14 protein-coding genes are annotated in these 16937 nt (G+C 55.2%); 2 read left to right on the top strand and 12 right to left on the bottom strand.

What is annotated here, in order from left to right:
- Positions 1 to 496 precede the first annotated feature (496 nt).
- On the top strand, positions 497 to 1648 hold the full coding sequence (locus tag DIE12_RS31090; RefSeq protein WP_124523208.1) for a YaaC family protein: 1152 nt from the start codon (positions 497 to 499) through the stop codon (positions 1646 to 1648).
- Between the two features lie 272 nt (positions 1649 to 1920).
- On the opposite strand, the gene DIE12_RS31085 is transcribed toward DIE12_RS31090, so the two are convergent.
- The 4 genes from DIE12_RS31085 to DIE12_RS31070 form a co-directional block, all read right to left on the bottom strand.
- On the bottom strand, positions 1921 to 2478 hold the full coding sequence (locus DIE12_RS31085) for a Swt1 family HEPN domain-containing protein (protein ID WP_124523206.1): 558 nt from the start codon (positions 2476 to 2478) through the stop codon (positions 1921 to 1923).
- A 3-nt stretch (positions 2479 to 2481) separates the two neighbouring features.
- Positions 2482 to 3117, bottom strand: coding sequence for a DUF5343 domain-containing protein (locus DIE12_RS31080; RefSeq protein ID WP_124523204.1), 636 nt, complete (start codon positions 3115 to 3117; stop codon positions 2482 to 2484).
- A 580-nt stretch (positions 3118 to 3697) separates the two neighbouring features.
- Complete coding sequence (locus DIE12_RS31075) at positions 3698 to 5206, bottom strand: caspase family protein (protein WP_124523202.1); 1509 nt, start codon at positions 5204 to 5206, stop codon at positions 3698 to 3700.
- A 10-nt stretch (positions 5207 to 5216) separates the two neighbouring features.
- Positions 5217 to 6014, bottom strand: a complete 798-nt coding sequence (locus tag DIE12_RS31070) for a hypothetical protein (protein WP_124523200.1) — start codon at positions 6012 to 6014, stop codon at positions 5217 to 5219.
- Between the two features lie 735 nt (positions 6015 to 6749).
- Between DIE12_RS31070 and DIE12_RS31065 the strand changes: the two genes are divergently transcribed.
- Positions 6750 to 7724 carry a helix-turn-helix transcriptional regulator gene (locus tag DIE12_RS31065; protein WP_260426270.1) on the top strand — a complete coding sequence of 325 codons (975 nt, stop codon included), beginning with the start codon at positions 6750 to 6752 and terminating at the stop codon, positions 7722 to 7724.
- A 468-nt stretch (positions 7725 to 8192) separates the two neighbouring features.
- On the opposite strand, the gene DIE12_RS31060 is transcribed toward DIE12_RS31065, so the two are convergent.
- From DIE12_RS31060 to DIE12_RS31015, 8 genes are all read right to left on the bottom strand, one after another.
- A complete protein-coding gene (locus DIE12_RS31060; protein ID WP_124523196.1) occupies positions 8193 to 8702 on the bottom strand; it encodes a hypothetical protein in 510 nt (169 codons plus the stop codon).
- A 243-nt stretch (positions 8703 to 8945) separates the two neighbouring features.
- Positions 8946 to 9557 (bottom strand): hypothetical protein, encoded by a 612-nt coding sequence (locus tag DIE12_RS31055; protein ID WP_124523194.1) that lies wholly within the window; start codon positions 9555 to 9557, stop codon positions 8946 to 8948.
- A gap of 215 nt (positions 9558 to 9772) precedes the next feature.
- A complete protein-coding gene (locus DIE12_RS31050; protein WP_124523192.1) occupies positions 9773 to 10150 on the bottom strand; it encodes a hypothetical protein in 378 nt (125 codons plus the stop codon).
- A 414-nt stretch (positions 10151 to 10564) separates the two neighbouring features.
- Positions 10565 to 10909 (bottom strand): hypothetical protein, encoded by a 345-nt coding sequence (locus DIE12_RS31045; RefSeq protein ID WP_124523190.1) that lies wholly within the window; start codon positions 10907 to 10909, stop codon positions 10565 to 10567.
- 198 nt (positions 10910 to 11107) lie between these two features.
- On the bottom strand, positions 11108 to 11341 hold the full coding sequence (locus tag DIE12_RS31040) for a hypothetical protein (protein ID WP_221624284.1): 234 nt from the start codon (positions 11339 to 11341) through the stop codon (positions 11108 to 11110).
- A 178-nt stretch (positions 11342 to 11519) separates the two neighbouring features.
- On the bottom strand, positions 11520 to 12155 hold the full coding sequence (locus DIE12_RS31035) for a hypothetical protein (RefSeq protein ID WP_124523188.1): 636 nt from the start codon (positions 12153 to 12155) through the stop codon (positions 11520 to 11522).
- Positions 12156 to 12162: 7 nt separating this feature from the next.
- Positions 12163 to 16476 (bottom strand): RHS repeat-associated core domain-containing protein, encoded by a 4314-nt coding sequence (locus tag DIE12_RS38790; RefSeq protein WP_260426271.1) that lies wholly within the window; start codon positions 16474 to 16476, stop codon positions 12163 to 12165.
- Positions 16473 to 16931, bottom strand: a complete 459-nt coding sequence (locus tag DIE12_RS31015) for a DcrB-related protein (protein WP_039323783.1) — start codon at positions 16929 to 16931, stop codon at positions 16473 to 16475. Before DIE12_RS31015 ends, DIE12_RS38790 begins: the two co-directional genes overlap by 4 nt.
- Positions 16932 to 16937: the final 6 nt, after the last annotated feature.

Below are 16937 nucleotides of genomic sequence, written 5' to 3'. Positions count from 1 at the left end.
GTCCGCGACCAATCCCGAAACGTTTTCGCCACATAGTTATATTCCCAGTATTACTCGAGGAGATCCCACCGCGTTTGCGCATCCTAGCTCGTCCCGTCCGCTAACGGCGAGACAGCCGACATTAATCGAATGGACAGCGAACAGCAGATCAGGGAGAGAGGCGACATGACGCTGGCTTACCGAGGCCGAATTACCGCTTGTTGAGCGAAGCCGCCATCTGAAAGTCTCAACCACACTCCAGGCGAAGGTCTGCTTGTGGCCGGCTGCCGCCCGACGCGGGGACCGTAGCCGACCCATAGCAGCCAGACGCGTTGACTGCCAACAGTGGTCGTTCCCGCTAGAATGGATGCGTTCAATGACAGGCCGGCACCGCGAAAGCAAGCCGCAGATGTTCAATCTATTATTCGCCCGACTTTGTGCCGAACGTTCAGAACGCTGCTAAATTCGCTCGGCAACATAAGCCGAGTTCCATTCATGTATAAGGGCAATCCAACTTATGGCGCTTCCTGCTGCGCGAGTAGGCGAACGGCTTCGAGTCAACGGAAAACTGATTCCGTTCAGTTTTTGGCCAACAAAGCTCGGGGCCAGAGGTAATGCAAGCCTGCAATCATTGCTCTTCTCGCTTGATCCGTGGGCCATCATTGACCAAGCCATCAAGACTACATGCCCGGTGGTTGCTCGCCCTGAAGCTCTTGCATGCATGAACCAAGCACGTGATTTCTTTGAAGGCGCAGTGGATGCCCGGCGGGTGTCGGCTCGGCCGCTAACGCTCTACTACTGCTTCATGAACCTTGTGAAGGCGTTCTGCCTGACTCGCGGAACGCAACAAACGTTTAATAAGGCCCAGCACGGCATCTCAGAGATGCTTCGCGCTCCAAGCAACCGCGAACTCACCGACGCTTTCCTGCGCACGTTCCCCAGTCCTAATGCTCAAGGCAACTTGCAGAATTTTTCGGAGTTCATGCTAGCGCTCACGGGTGCTGGCCTTGCTGTGAATCAGGACTTCGATGTGCCGACTCTCCTGCCACAAATTCTTCCCGGTCACAGGTTGTGGGCATCTGCCGCGGGCAAGAAAGAACGGTTCATTGCAGTCCACGATATCCGCACTTACCTCAACAAAAACACACGCCAGCTCTGGCTGAATTTGTACTTCGTTACAGACGACCTTTCCCGAATCGGCGTAAGCATTACCCGACTACTCGCCGAGTCAAAGCTGCAAAATGCGTTTACCCAGGTCGCATGCAGCGAGACCGATGCTTCCGGCCGGGAACTGATCTGCATTCAACAAATCACACCAGTCGTCTGCCCGAACACGAAATATGCGAACTCTCTTGAATCTCTGTTCCACTCAATTCAGGGGATTCTCTGGACCACCGTTTCGTCAGTTCCGCCGTACAGGAGGCACTACGTTTACCTTCGACCGGCTGCAGAAGACGCTCAAACATTGCCGCAACTACTCTCGACTTATATCCTCGCGTACTATTTGGGATCAATTACGAGGTACCGACCGCACCATTTCCCCGCGATCAATGACGGTGCCTTCGGTCCTCGAATTCAGGACTTTATATCCGGGCAGCCGCAACAGTTTCTGTATCTCATGGCGTCAGAGTTTTCTCGCCGTGAGATAGCCAAGCCATCTATCCTCTAATCGCGATGCAACGTACTAAGATTTCGGTTTGTAGTACCAATATGGTGACATCGGAACCGTCGAAAAATCAATGTCTTAGCGCGCGCCTCAAGTGAAGTTACTAACTGAAAACTTAGTAACTGAACTTGAGTGACTGTTTTTCCATTGACTAGTGGCGGCTTCTGGCCGAACTCGGCCGGCCGCCGCCCGGCGCAGATCGACCCAGAGCCGACTGTCACGCCGCTCCAATCGAACGTCTGAAGTCAAAGCCTATTTTTAAGTATATCAATTCATCAGCCAACCTGACGATTCCAATCTCGCAAAATACTCTCTATCCGATCAACCTCGATCTGCGGCAGTGTTCCTGTATGCATAATTATATTTCTAGACATTTCCAGATCATTAAATCTCGACATAACCCATGCCTGATCCGGAAACAAGTCAGAAAAATCATCCCAGTTCGCGATAATAATCTGACCTAGATTTCCAAAAAGCGTATAACCAATTAACGCAGCCGATCTGGCTGCATGATATTTATTCGCAGCCTCTTTTTCCTTAAGTTTTTCAACGGCCGCTCGAATCTTTGCTGGCACCGCACAACCCCACCAATCCAAACCCTTGCGCGATAGAAGACGTTCGGCTATTAGATCTCGAGCTGAATTCTCAATGCAAAAAAAAGCCGTAAAGACCGACGACATTTTTTTTGCATCGTAAACGATGCGCGGGCTGAAACCGAATTCGTCGACCGTAATGACCGGAGGTGTAGCGGTGCCGCGAATCGCAATACCTTCACTCGCCAATTGAGCGAGCGAATTCTCCGCGAGCAGTGCATTGAAAACGAATTGCCGCATCGACTACACCCCCAAATTATCACGAAGGCTTTTAAAAATTGCGTTATAAACCGTGATGTCGGTCGTGACCGGCAGATGAATCTGTATATTGTAATGATATTCAGTTTTTCGATGCGATGCTGGCGCTGCGGGAGGCGCAGCCTCGGTTGTTTTTTCTGGTAATGCTGTTGAGGAAGAGGAGTTATTCGCCTCTTTTACGATCGGCGCTGGGTCAGGTCTCTCGCTAAAATCAGCCAGCCTAGCGAGAGTCTTGAATGTCGAATAATATCGCTTAACAGCCTCTTCGTCCTTTCCAGTAATGCGGCTAATAGCCCCCTTTACCTCTGCCTCGCTTGCCGATTGAATATTCGAATCAATTGCAAACAGATCGGCGTAAGTTTCACGAACACGCTCTCCCAAAACTCGCTTCCAGTCCGAAGGATCCCGGAGACGGTCGTAATAAGCCGTCGGCACACCATTTTCAGTTAAAAAGCCTAGCGCCTTTAATACCCGCGGCATTGCCCTATCATTTGATGCGGTAAATCCCCACGTTGCGAGAAGTTCCTGTGACAATTTTTCCGGTTTTGCGGCTGTGCGAATTCTACTTAGAATTGGCTCAATTTTATTATTGGATACGATGAAGGGATATTGGTCTGGCATTGAGTTCTCCGTCAATGCATAAACGATTAAGTTTTAATCAAAAAATCTACTTCTACGCGGCATGGCGTGAAAGCCACATTTCTGCCAGCCAAAGCGGAAAATCACGTTGGCCCACGCCTAGAATACTCCGTTCTGAGTCCCCAGTGGCGTCTCGCACGATCAAGGGGCCACTTTTGCCACGCGAAACATCGGTCGTGGAATGATCGCCGGAGGCCGCTTTTGGCCGAACTCGGAAGTTCGTCGTCGGACTGTAATCTACCGTTGTCGACTCCAAGTCAAAGGTCGTGTCGCCTCTTCGCAGCCATTGATCACTCATGGCATGAGTGGTCCAGGATGGTTGGCAAGCGGCCGCAGGAAGTGTTTGCTCCAACACACGCCCAGCTCTCATGCCGACGGTTAGGAGATAGATCGGATATCGGACTGTCATTGTCCTAGTCCGCGTTGTAGTAGATCGACCGCATCCGAGACTAAAGGCATCGGCAGGGCATGGCGGTCTGTAGAACGATCTTCCATACGAGAACGCGGTCAGCGATTGATGGAGAGGCAGAGCGGAGTGCCGAAGCCCCCGCCCCATCGCCTGCTAATTGACAGCGGTCTTAGCCTGGCTAACCCACCAGTTCCGCTCGCCAGTATCCTTGGGATTGAATGGGGTGCGTAACCTTCGCGCGATCTGTTCCAAGTCTCCGGCGTCAGCAGCCGGGTTGACATTGTATGCGTGCCAGATGGCCGCGGAGACCGCCAATCCAATGTCTGGATCATTGACCAAGTCTGGCGAATTGAGTAGATCAACGCCGACCATTTCGCCGAAACGTTTGTAGTTGTACCGACCGACAACAAGGAGGCCGTATATGTTGCGGCCACGATATCGCCAGCCATCTCCGCTTCCTGGTGGCCCGTTCCCCAAGTCGCTTCTGCCTCCGTAGATCACGTTGGCGATGGCTTCGGGCTTACCAACGAGGCTTCTTGCCATTTCGTCAGATGTCACTTGGCGAGGCCAGTCCTTACGCAAAGCTGCGGCAGAATATGTAAGCCTATCCTCCTTGGCTCTAAATCCCCCGGTCTCGTAACCGATGGCGCCTAAAAAGTAGGCAAGTCGGATCGGGGTATTAATCTCGTATTTGGCCAAGACGTCGCGGTGTTTGAGGAGCGCGTCGGCAAAATATTCTCTGCCACGGAAGAAGTGCACTAGCTTTGCACGGTCGAGGCCCTCCAGGAAAGGAGTGACTTTGTCGGGCGTTCCGACCGGCTCAGGTTTGTCCGGCACACCATTGAACTCGCCGCTGGCGAAGCTCCAGCGGCCTGACGCAGTGAGACCGTTAACCACGAGCGGGAGTTGTTCACCGCCTGTGTCGTTGGAAACAAGCGTCTTCACGTCGTCAAAGAGCAGGACTATCGGGTCGTTCGGATGTCGTGCTATTGCTTCAATCAAGCGACCTGAGAACGGACTACTCTCCAGCGAAGCGCCTTCGTCAGCGATATCGCCAGCGCGTGTCGCATAGGCGATGAGCGTGCTGCCACGGCGACCCATGTCGTGCAGTCCCTTTGGATCTCGTGGCGTATTAGACGGATACCATTGGCGACACGCATCGAGCACAACGATGTTGATTGGGTTGCCGGCCTCCTCCATGTCCTTCAGCAGTGGCTGCAACGGAGTGCCTTCGTTGCGAACTTGGGCGGGAGTTCGCGCCTTGGATGTGAGCGGCAGCAGATAGTTGTTGCCGAATTCATCCTGAGCAGCGTGGCCAGCATAGTAGAAAAAGCCTACCGCGTTGTCTCCAGCCGCACGCAGTCGCTTCCCGAATGCAGCGATCACGTTGGTTAAAGTGGGGCGGTCGAGATCGTAACTGTTCGGCTGCAAGGTAAAGCCCTGTCGCCTTAATTGTTCAGCCAGCTTTTGCGCGTCTGATAATGCGTTTGGCAGAGAGGGATTCGGGTTATAGTGGGTATTGCCAATAACTAATGCAATGCGGACCGGTGTTTGACCGCAGGCCGCGCAGCATGCAATTGACGTTGCAATCAACAACAATACTCGGCCGAATCGGACTCGCCAACTGTTGTTTCGCAGTGCCGGTTGTGCGACTGTGATCATTGCAGTGGCCTCAGGCACGGCGCCCTCGCTCAAACAAGGCGGCCTCTGCTTCACGACGAATGGGTAATCCCCGTTGGTCGGGGCCCGGCCAGAGGTGCTTCATTGCACGAATTCGATCGGGTACTTTATCGAATTGCTCGGCTGCCATCAATTGCTTGATCTCGTACATCTCTTTCCGAGATTTGTTGTTATGCGTCGACGGCCCTCGGTTGTAAACCAGCGAAACGAGTGCCCCGAAGCTATCGTCGGATAACATTCCGCAGTTTGGAAAAGCGTCTTCCGTCTGTTTGGTGGGGTATCGCAGGAAAGCGAGAAACTGCGTGTAGGCGTCCGACCAAGAAATCTCGACAGATTGCACACGCGGCAAAGCTGCCTTTGCGGCGGGCCCCTTGAGTGCAGCCACGCTTGTCAGAAGCGCGCGGTCGTCCACGCTGAGCATCGGCCAGTCACGATCGATGATGGCTGCGTTTGCGGACTGCAGGTCGTAGCCGACTCCGATAGTCACGCCTGACTGCCCCTTTGGCCAGATCGGTCGTTGATACTTTGCTTTGTAGACCGCCTCGCTCGCGACCTCGCAGGCAACAATCAGATCGATCGACCGCTGGCTCAATAGCCGCTTAGAGGGTTTACCATGAGGTACGCCGCGAGCCCCCGTCTTATCGCGATAGATCCAACTTTGCTCAACCATTTCCGGGTCATTCTGGATTTGATGAAGCAGTGTTTCAAATCTATCGGCCTGTGCAAAGGCAGGCAAACTGTTCGCGAGTGCAGCCGAACCTAGAACCGAGAGAAACACGCGTCGTTCCATAGGAAACCTCAGGCTCCAAGCAAACGTGTGGAAAATGCAACCAACACATGTTATGTGGTTTTCTTAACAGCAAGCGCCAGAAGTTTGCCTTTGACCGCCAAAGCCCACGACCGTGCCTTGCTCGCGCTCGGGAGATTCGATGAAGCGCGACTACGTCGCCTTTATGCCCAGGCCGGACGCTGTGATAGCAGCGAGGAATCTGACCATCACCCGTCAACCTTACAACGAGCAGCACCTTGAATTGCGCTCTCAACGGGGGGCCAGGTAGGCGATGAGCACCTCAACCTAAGGGTGATGCGGTGTCCGGAAGTACAGGGTCAACTCCATTCCGTTCCCCCGTGCATTGGGCTAGATTTCAGCAATGTTTGGATCGGATTTCATCCCCCAGATTGGGGATGAAAAAATGCAATGTCTGATTCGTCCGGTGATGCCGCTGCTTTGTCCTGTATGCAAAAGAACGGCAGGAAAACATTGAGAATCGCCATTACGTCTGACGAGAAGCACCCCTGAAGCAACATGCTTCGAGCAGAAAGCGCTGCCCGCATATTGAACCTCGTACAAGAATGAGTAATATGCCCGAAAGGCTGTCAAAAAGAACGCATCGCGCGGGGTAGCCAAATGCAACGGAACGAGTTGATTCCATCGGCATTGCTCGATGACATCTACGCTGCAGCACTGGGCGATCAGAGATGGGAAGTCGTACTCGACGGCTTGCGATCGTCGGTAGGCGTGCGTATGGCCACGCTGCTGTCGTTCGACGACGCGGCGGGAGTGCCGGTCATCGACCGGGCTGCGGGCGACGACGAGCCGTGGGTTGCCGATTGCCGCCGCGCATACAACACCGAGTTCTATCTGTATGACCCGGTCGTACCGATCGCCGGCAACTGGCCGACTGGTCGCTGGTTCGAGGACGCCAAGCAACTGTCCCGCCCACAGCGCGACCACTGCGTGTTCTACCAGGAATTCCTGAAACCATACGGGATCGGCAGCATCGCCGGCCTGTATATCCATCGCGGTGAGCACACCGGCGCATTCCTCAGCGTACAGAGCGGCCCCGAATCGCAGGGCCTGTCGGACGCACAGCGCGTCGCGATCGAAAGCATGGGCGCACACATCAGCCGCGCGTTGCGGATCGAGGCACGCATCGGCGAACTCGAAGCACGCGTGGCCGCCGCGGAATCGGCGCTCGATGCGCTTCCGGTGCCGGTGTTCTTGCTCGGCGCGCAACGCGAACTCCGCTATACGAATCGCGCAGCCGATCAACTGATCGCGGCGGAACCTGCGCTGCGGATCGCGAACGGGCGCTTCGCACCGGAAGGCTGCGTCGACGATGCGCAATGGCGGCACGCGTTCGCGCGCGGTGGGCTGTTGCTGCGCCGTGCGACGGGCGAACCGCTACCGCTTGCGCTGATACCGGTGCCCGAACAGTCACGCCTCGTGCGCGAGCGGCCCGGCGTCGCGACATTGATGACGGCAGCCGACCTGCGTTCGCCGGCGGCACGCGCGCAGCGGCTGCGCGTGTTCTACGGACTGTCGTCGGCCGAAGCCGATCTCGCGGTGCTGCTGTGCTGCGACGGACGCTCGCCGCAGGAATGCGCCGAGCTGCGCGGCGTGTCGATCGGCACGATCCGCTCGCAGATCAAGTCGATCTATGCGAAGACGGAAGTGACGCGGGCGGCGCAGTTGACGTCGTTGGTCATGCAGACGTGACGGAACCAGATTGATGAAATAGCCGATGTCCGAGCTACACAATCGGAAAGTGTGTAGTGCAGCCCCGGTCTCACCATACAAATATTGTCCCTGGAAACGCACGTTTTGCGCCCCGATGCATGGTTAGTCGATTCCCTGGCTGCGTTTCGTTCCATGCGGGTGCGGTCACAACGCCCGTCTCGGGACCTGGAACGCGTTGTCGCATCCCAAGTTCACGCCGCAAATTCGAAGTGCGTTGTCTGACGGCAAGATAGTCCTTCGTCACGCCGGTGTTAAGCTGGTTTCGAATGTTGTATTCGAGATCCAGCTCATTGGCAGGCCCCATGCTCACTCACCTTACGAACGAGTGACCCATACGAACCATGCTCGAAGTGCGTCGCGTTCCCAACCGGATCGATTGCACTACTCCCCGACTGCCGCCTCACAATCCCCTCGAACTGCCAAACATGCCGGATCGCCACTCCTAGACTAGCGACTTTTCTCCGGTGGCTCCCAATATTTCGCTCCCTGAGAATCTATCAATTTTTCCAAAAAATCCGCAAACGAATCCGCGACCTTCGGCCAGTCACATCGACTATCCAAAGGCAAAGCAACGCAAACCGCACCAGCAGGATCCATCAACAATAATTCTGAATCCCCGTAAAAACGAGCAAAAACAACATCACCATTCAGAAACTCTCGCGCCCTTCTTCCCCTTTGCCTCGCAGTTTCATCGATGGCCTCTTGAGGCGACAATACCTGAACGCCCCACTGCCCGTACCCAACATCTTTGAATAAATCTGCCCGCTCGGATATTTTCCAAAATTTCGCGAGCTCGGACGCGGAGTCCGGAATACCCCGAATCGTCGAATCAAGCGCAACCGAATCAGCAAAATCAGATCTCAGAAAAAAATGACATTCCCTTCCAAAATGAAAAGCCCTTCTCGCCACAGACCAATCCGCCTTCATCTTCTCGACAATAACATTCAATTTTCCCATAATTGACTGATATCCCTCCAGAATGCGCTGAGGCTGCCAGATCAGTTCATCATCTACACCTACTGCAGCAAGAGCAGTTTATCTTTCTTCCCACCTCAAAGGTCAACTCGCAAATACACTGTTCGCGGACGTGATACATCCGAAGAAAATTTTAATTCATCGAACACCCCACAAGAGTCAAGCGGAAATTCTGCGTAATTTTTATTTTTTGACACCAAGGCGACCCCAAGCAAATCGCCACCTTTAAAGATAAGCCTTCAAAATACTTCGATCAAACGACTTATTCCCGGACACATTTTTACCCAGCAAATACTCGACATCCAGTCCATCTTGACCGACACCATTCTTCTTCGCCGCGAAAACGATAGTCAAAAATGGGTACGAGTAGTAGTTCGGGTTGTCCATTACATCCTTAATCAACCCCGAATTAACCTCCACCGCATTTACCACTCTCGGCAAGTAAATACCCACCACTTTTTCACATATCCATCGACACGTCGATTCCATCTCCACCTCATTCCGCGGCAAATCAACCACCCCGCCGACACTCGGCGAAAATGATTTTACCGCTTCCATAGATGTATTCATCGCCAGAACCAACCCCGTCGGAATCTTTGACTTGTATGGAGGATTACTGCCTACATAGAAATCCTGAAGACGAGGAGAATCAGCAGCAGCAGAAAGAATATACCCGTTTGCATTTCTTAGAAACCTGAATCCGATTCGCCCACTACCCGCCCCTTCGCGGTCGACAATAATTTCACCTCTCGACACCTTGACGCCGATCTCATTTATATTTCCCTTGAGAACCTCTTGCAATCTCTTCTCAAACTTCTTTTTCAGTTCAACGTCCATCTACACACCTCAATGTTTCAACACGTGAAACGCGTACAACACGGCCGATGTGATTCGGCCAGCCTTGTCACACGGGTGTCCACGCTTGCCATCATCGAGCGGAATCCCACAACCGGACAACGGAGCGCTATTGTGCGACAGCCTCATCTGCTTCTCAAAAATCGGCAATGAATGACGTCGCAATAGAAAACCCCGTCAACACTCGCAATTGAAAATCAATCCGAATCAGGATATATCTCTCGCAAACTTTCATCTCGACTAACTTGCGACCATACCGCACGACCCCACGCAACCCCACCATTTTTGAAGATGGATTTTATTTTACCCTCAAATTTTTCATTGAAATTCTCATCCGACTCGATAAAAACATCAACAATGTGATTTCCATCAGACAAAAAATCAGCAAGTCGATCAACCCGATCAACGACCTCGATAGAAAAATCATCGCCATCCCAATCTGCGATACAACGCCCCTTTTTATCCTTCACCGAAAGACGCGCACCAAATGCATTTTCGATTTTTTCAACCAGACCAAGAAAATCAATATCTTCCAGAAGAACAACGCTCAAGCAACGACCACGCTTAGAAATCATTTATATTTATTGGCCTAGAAATAGATGGACCATAAGCCTTACCAATCCCACTTGCAGCACTCCCTCTTTAAATAGTGCCCCCATAATCTCATTGCCCGTCGAGCGTGTAGAGAGTCATCGCAGTTTGGTGAAGCGCGCAACCAAATGTAGTGGTCCACATACGTGGATTCATGGCATAGCGATAAAATTCGACCGCCGCACGACCCAGTCGGATCGCGTGCCATGAACCAGTAAATGGTATACACAAGCCTCGTCGCCCCGGCAATACAAGCATTGAAACCAACTTACCGAGACTACCTGATCAGCCATCCATTTTAATCTATTTTCGCTCGCGACCGATCAACGCGAAAGAATGTCATATGACTGCTCGAACCGAATAATCAAGCAGTATTGCAAATTTCTCGATGTTAAAATTTAAGTCCTAAATTCATCATTTTCACGATAATAATTTATCTCATCAATAAACCACCTGACATTATCATTTTCATCGATCTTGTTTTTTAAAATATGGCTCAGCTGATTCACCAACATCCAACATCTCAAGTTATACTTCTCAACTGACTTCGGCATCTCCATGCCCTCGTCGTCCACATAAATTTCATCATCATCCAGATCTTGAATGTAATCCCACGGGATGTAGAAAAACCTCGCCCGCTCTGGGTCACTCCGCCAGGAATCAACATTTGCGTAAATCCAGTCTTTTTCTGGCAACGACTGGATATTTTCGGTTAGCCCCAACAGAGAATTATAAATTCGCACGAGCCCCCCCAACCGTTACACCTCTTTTACCCACAAGCTCATATGGAATTCATTTTATTCGACTATAAATCACAAATATCAACACAAACCCCTTCAGCCAGATCGACAAAAGTCCGCGTATTCGAGAAGAGTCACACTCAAACACCACCCTTGGTTATTGGACGAATCGCCCTCCGCGCGCCCCGCTCTTAACACAACTTACAATTGCATCGGTTTATACGAAAGCATTTTCTCCACAATTTCCTCCAGCGGCATATCCTCGCACTTTTTCTGAAATATATAATCCATTGCACTCGGATCAATCACATTCGCATTCAAAATTTCAATGTCATTTTCAGCCTCCTCGTCGGAGGCATAATTTGACTCTCTCATTCTTCCGACCAGTACGATCAATTCATCCCTATTCATCGCCCGACCTCTCACTAGGGGCATGCAGGATCCAGCGCGGCCATCGGCACCCATATGGATCATCGACTACCGCCCCGTTTCGCTCTTATTGCATATCTCCGGCACCCTTTTCTCGAAACTTCCCTCCAGCGGGAGCGAGGGACAAATTGCCGCACGAAAACCGCTGCTTCTTCTATTTAAGTTAACCCAACCACCGATCGCGTTAAGGCTCCGGATAAACGGGAATCTTTCTTTCGCCACGAATTTCAAAAATCTTCACATCACCGCCGCCGCCCTCCACCGATAACACTCGATCAGGAAAACGCCCCTCCGGCCATTTAACCACTATCCCGACAATACTCCCATCAGCATCATATGAATAATTCGTCTCCGTATACTCAAGATTTCGTTTTTCAAGCTGAAATACACTAGAGACCTTTCCCTTTACATAGTTCAATCGCACAACTCGAGTCACCTGTGAATCGGGATTCTCTTTAAATGTATTTCCATATACGTACCGAGTTGCAGAATTTTCTGAATATTGATAAAAATCATCGGAACGCATCCAATCCTGGTTTCCGGGTGGACCGCCCAATTTACCATACGCAACCATATGTATTACTCGCCCTTGATCATCGTACGAATAACAATACCGTCGGGGTCCGGGCTCCGATTTGCCTTTCAACATACGGCCGGGCTTCACTCCAAGTATCTCAGTACGATAGGGCTCGAGAGAAAATGGGGCACCGACACCAGTTCCCCACCCTTCTGATTTAGTGTTCTCTTTCGCGTGCTTCAAAAACTTTGAATAAGCTCCATCACTTTCATGCAGCAGCTTAACAAGATCGTCTTTCTTCATTTCTCACCTATCTTTTCCTGGGGAAAGTCTTCCCGCTCTCAAGGTCGGTCCTTATTTTATCCAATCCAGCATGAAAATCGGGGACCGTATTTGCATTATCCAAATGATCAAAAACGTATTGTTTGTATGCGTTACTGTGAACACCTTCCCCAGCATGGGCGGTCGATAAGTCGCCGGCTAGGCGCGAGCCAGTGTCTTTAGGCAGCCAAGCACCATTTTCACCCGCATTGATTGGTATCCCGAGATTATCCATCTTGGTTCGCAACGCCACCATTCTCGGATCAGTCGAATTCGACATTACGATATGGTGCGCCCGGTAGTCAGCGCTAGGTCTGTTTCCAAGATTTTGTGCAAGTTCCTTCGCGTCACTGGAGCACGATAGCCCCCAGGGGTCAATCCAGGTTATAGGGTTGGGGGCGTATTGGTAAAGGTTAGCCCCTCCTACCACCCCAATCGGATCCGGATTAATGAATCGCCCGATGTCCGGATCGTAGAACCGGAAAGTGTTGTAGTGCAACCCGGTCTCGCGATCCAGATACTGCCCCTGGAAGCGCAGGTTCTGTGGTCGCGGTACGTGTGTCGGCGTCGGCGCGACCACAGACACTTCGCCCCACGTGGCTGTCGGCCGCTGCGGCACCCGCGCAATCCACTCCTCCTGCACCGCATTGCCCCACACCTTGTAGCGTGCCTGCCAGACCAGCTCGCCATCCGCGTCAGTCAGTTCCTCCGGCAGCCCCGAAACGTCGTTGTGGAAGTAGTAGACGGCATCCCGTGCATCCGCATCATTAGCCGCCGCCTTCCCTTGATCGATCCGAGCAAGCGGCACGTAACTATTGGACTCGTACAAATACGTCAGCGCTTCCTCACCACGACGATCGTGATACGTCTCCTGCACCAACCGCATGCCGTCCCACAGGAAATCCGTACTCGCGTAACTGCCGTTGAGCTTCCGGATCCGCCGCCCGAACGCGTCGTATTCGAAGTGCGTCGTCGCGATGCCGAGCCGGTCCTTCGTCACGACCGACTTCAACTGGTTCCAATCGTCGTATTCAAGAATCAGCTCTTTGGCCGGCCCGTGCCCGCTCAGCTTGCGAACCAGCCGCCCATACGAGTCGTACTCGAAGCGCTTGTCCTCGAACATCTTGAGCCGGTTGTGCTCGACAAAGCCGCCCGGGTGATCGCTCGACACCAGGTTGGCCGCCGCATCCCAGCGAAACACTTCCGACGGCAATCCCGGCCCCACGGCCTGCTCGATACGCCCCGTCGGGTCATACCGATAGTTCGTGGTGCCGTAGCGCTGATCGCGCTTCTGGATCACGTCGCCTGCTGCATCGTATTGCCACTGCTTCGCAAGCAACTCGCCGCCCACCGTACCTCGCTGCGCAGCGTGCCGCGCCCGACGCCCCACCGCGTCGTACCCGAAATGACTCGTCAGCTTGCCCTGCGTTCGTAGAATCTCGCGATGCAGGTCATCCCGCTCGATATCGGCCACCGTGGCGCCATCGAAACGAATCTGGTGCACATGCCCCGACCCGTAATGCAGCCAATCGATCGTTCGTTCGCCGGAAATCGTCGTGCTGACGCGATTGCCAAGCTCATCGTAAGTGTGCGCGAGCCAGCCAGTCGGCGTGTACTCCTCGACGACCTCACCGCGCGCGTCGTATTTCAGGCTGACCCGGTTCTTCAGCGACGGCCCACGCGCGGCAAGCGCGTACAACTCCGCCGATGTGATTCGACCGGCCTTGTCATACAGGTATTCACAACGCTCATGCGGAGCTTGCTTCGCCGTCAACTGCCCGATCGCATCGCGCTCGTATCGCGTCTCGATCTGTCCATCGCGGACAATCGTGCCCTGGCCGCACACGTCGTACTCGTAGGTACGCTTGTGGCCATCGAGCCCGATCTGCGCGGAAACCAGATCGCGCCGCTCATACTGAAAACGGTATGTCTCGCGATTTTCGTTGGTGAGGCTCGCAAGCCTGAAAGCATCGTCGTAACCGAACCGCACCACGCGATCCGCCGCATCCGTGCGAGACAACAGCAACCCACGCGGATCGAGTTCATACCGCGTCCGACGCTGATTCGCATCAACGACCTCGACGAGCCGCCCCGCCGCATCGTATCGAAACGTCTGACGCGCACCGTCAGCCGTCCCGATCCCGGTAACGCGCCCCATCGCATCCGTTTCATACACGGTGGCCTGCCCGGCCGCGTCCGTCACCCGCGCGAGCGCACCACGTGCGTCATACGCGAACCGCGTGACCTTGCCGGAACAATCGGTATACGACGTCAACTGCGCCCGACCATTCCATTCGAGGAACTTGTACCCGCCACGCGCATCGCGAATCGTATGAACGAGCCCGCGATCGTCCCGGTAATACTCGGTCGCGAAACCCGCAGGGTCGCGCGTCATCGTCAGGTTGCCGCGATCGTCGTAGCGATAGATCCAGCGCGCATTGGCCGGATCGGTTTCAGCGACGGGCAGATCGTAGTGCCCGTTCCACTCGGTCCGCTCGACCTGGCCGAGCGCATCGATACGCTGCGTCTGCCGCCCGCGCTCGTCATATTCGAAGCGCGTCGTATTCCCGGCCGGATCGGTCGTACTGACCAATTGCCGCATCGCGTTCCACTCGAGCCGCCACACATGGCCTTCGGCGTCGGTATGACTCGTCGGTTGCCGATCCTCGTTCCACGTCCATTGCGTGACGCGCCCGATCTGGTCGGCGATCGTCACCGAACGCTGAACGAGATCCGCATCGAACGTGTACGCTTCGCCGTCGTCGGTCCAGTGGCGCACGACACGCGCGTCGCGGCCGACGCCCTGCCACGCATAAAAGCACGTCAAGCCGCCGCGCAACGTGTGCTGCACCATCAGTCCGCGCTCGTAGCCGAACCGTCGCCCGACGTGGCCGCTGCGATCGGTCACGGCCACCAGTTCGCCGGCGTCGTTGTACGTGTAACACACGAGCGTATCGGGGCGTTCGCCGTCCACACCACGCGTCAGCTCGATCGCGGCGATGCGTCGGGGGTGCGACGAATCGTAGACAAGCGTCAACAAACGACCCGCGCTATCACGCAGCAGCCCGGGCCGCACGACGTCATCGGCCGCTTCCTGCTCCACCTCGATCCAGTTGCCGTTGCGATCCTCGAGACGCCACAGCTTGAGCGTCTCGCTGTCCGCATCGCTGCGCGCACGGCCGAAATCGCGATACAGACCGTCGACCGTTTCGACCACATAGTGACCGCCGGCGGTACAGATCAGATAGATGCCTTCAGGCACGCTGAAATGACTCTCACCCGGCGGCACGGCCGGAAATTCGATATCGCGCCCCTGCTCATCCCAATACGTGATCGACGTGACCTCGCCGTGCTCGCGCGCAATCCGCAGCTCGACGCTGATCGGCACGCTCCAGCCGGTGCCGAACAGGCTGTCCGCACGATCGTCATGGCTGCTGTAAAAACGCCGCCACACGATCGGCAGCGGCCCGGGCAAAGCGAAGTCGGTGTCGTCCGTGCCGTCGAGAACCTTGCCGCCGGTGATGACGTTCACCGGATGGCCGGCCGAAGGTCTCGCCAGACTGCCGAGCCACGTCCCGAACGCACTCGCCGCGAAATTCATCGCGATACACGGCACCTTGCTCTTCAGGAACTGCCCCCAGCTCATCTTGCCGCGGCCGCAAACCGCCAGCGCAATCCCCAGCGCGGCGCCGAGCCAGCCGAGCCGCGTCGCCGACTTGACGTCCCGCACGCGCTGCGTGCCGCCGCCGATGAAAACGTTATCGGAGCCTTCGGCGATCGTCCCGTCGCAAGTCGTCTTGTCGCCGACGCGCGCGGCCGGCTGATCGTTGATATAAACGCTCCCCGACCCATCGGCAATCATCTGCGGCCCAGGATGATCCGTGCACGCAACGGTGTCGAGATCCCCCGGCTGCGCGGCCCGCGCCGCCGGCTTGTCGTTGACGTACACGTTGCCGGAGCCGCTCGCGATCTTGCCCTTGATCTCGGGCGGCGCGATCGAATCGGCCAGCGCCTTCGCGCCGTCGTCGATGGCTTCGTTCATGCCGCTCGCTTCCATCAGCGCGCCGGATCCCACCGCGACGCCCACGCCGATCGCAATCACGAGCGGCGTCGCCAGCCCGGCCGTGCCGATTTCGAGCGCGGCGAGGCCGACGAACACCAGCCCCTCCATCGCCTCGGCCACCAACGCGCCGACGACGGCACCGCCGATCACCGACCCGACCGTGCCGGCAAGCTCGCCCCAGAACGACGTGTGCTGGATCGGGTCTTCGAAGCGGGCGGCGGCGAAGTGTTCCGCGCTCACGACGCGTCACCCGGCCCGAGCAGGGTCGGCCGAGCCGCGCGCGGCTGGAAACTGGCAAGCATGCGGTCGGCGATCGCCTGCTGTTCGTCGGTCAGCGGCGCCGCGCTGGTCAGCGTCATCACGAGCACGCGGCCGGCGTCGTCCGATGGGAACATGGTCTGCATCTGATGCCAGAGCCGGCCGTCCCGTTCGTGCGTGGAATCGATCTGGATGCCCGCGCGCCCGCCGACCACGATCGGCCGGCGCGCCTTCTCGGTGAGCATCCGCGCATCGCGCGACGCCACTTCCCATTCGCGCGCGACGAATGCGTCGAGATTCTCGCCGTCGCGAAACCGCCCGCGGGCGATCACGAGGTTGAGGCCGCCGGGGCCGACGTTCATCATCAGGATGTTGACGGTGCGGTCGAGCGCCGCGTCCGGCAGTTCGAAGGTGCCTTCGTGGATTGCGTAGTGCATGGCTGG

The sequence above is a fragment of the Burkholderia sp. Bp9015 genome, assembly GCF_003853505.1.
Lineage (GTDB): Bacteria > Pseudomonadota > Gammaproteobacteria > Burkholderiales > Burkholderiaceae > Burkholderia.
Note: the sequence above shows the minus strand (reverse complement) of the source record. Positions and strands in the feature narration are given on the sequence as shown.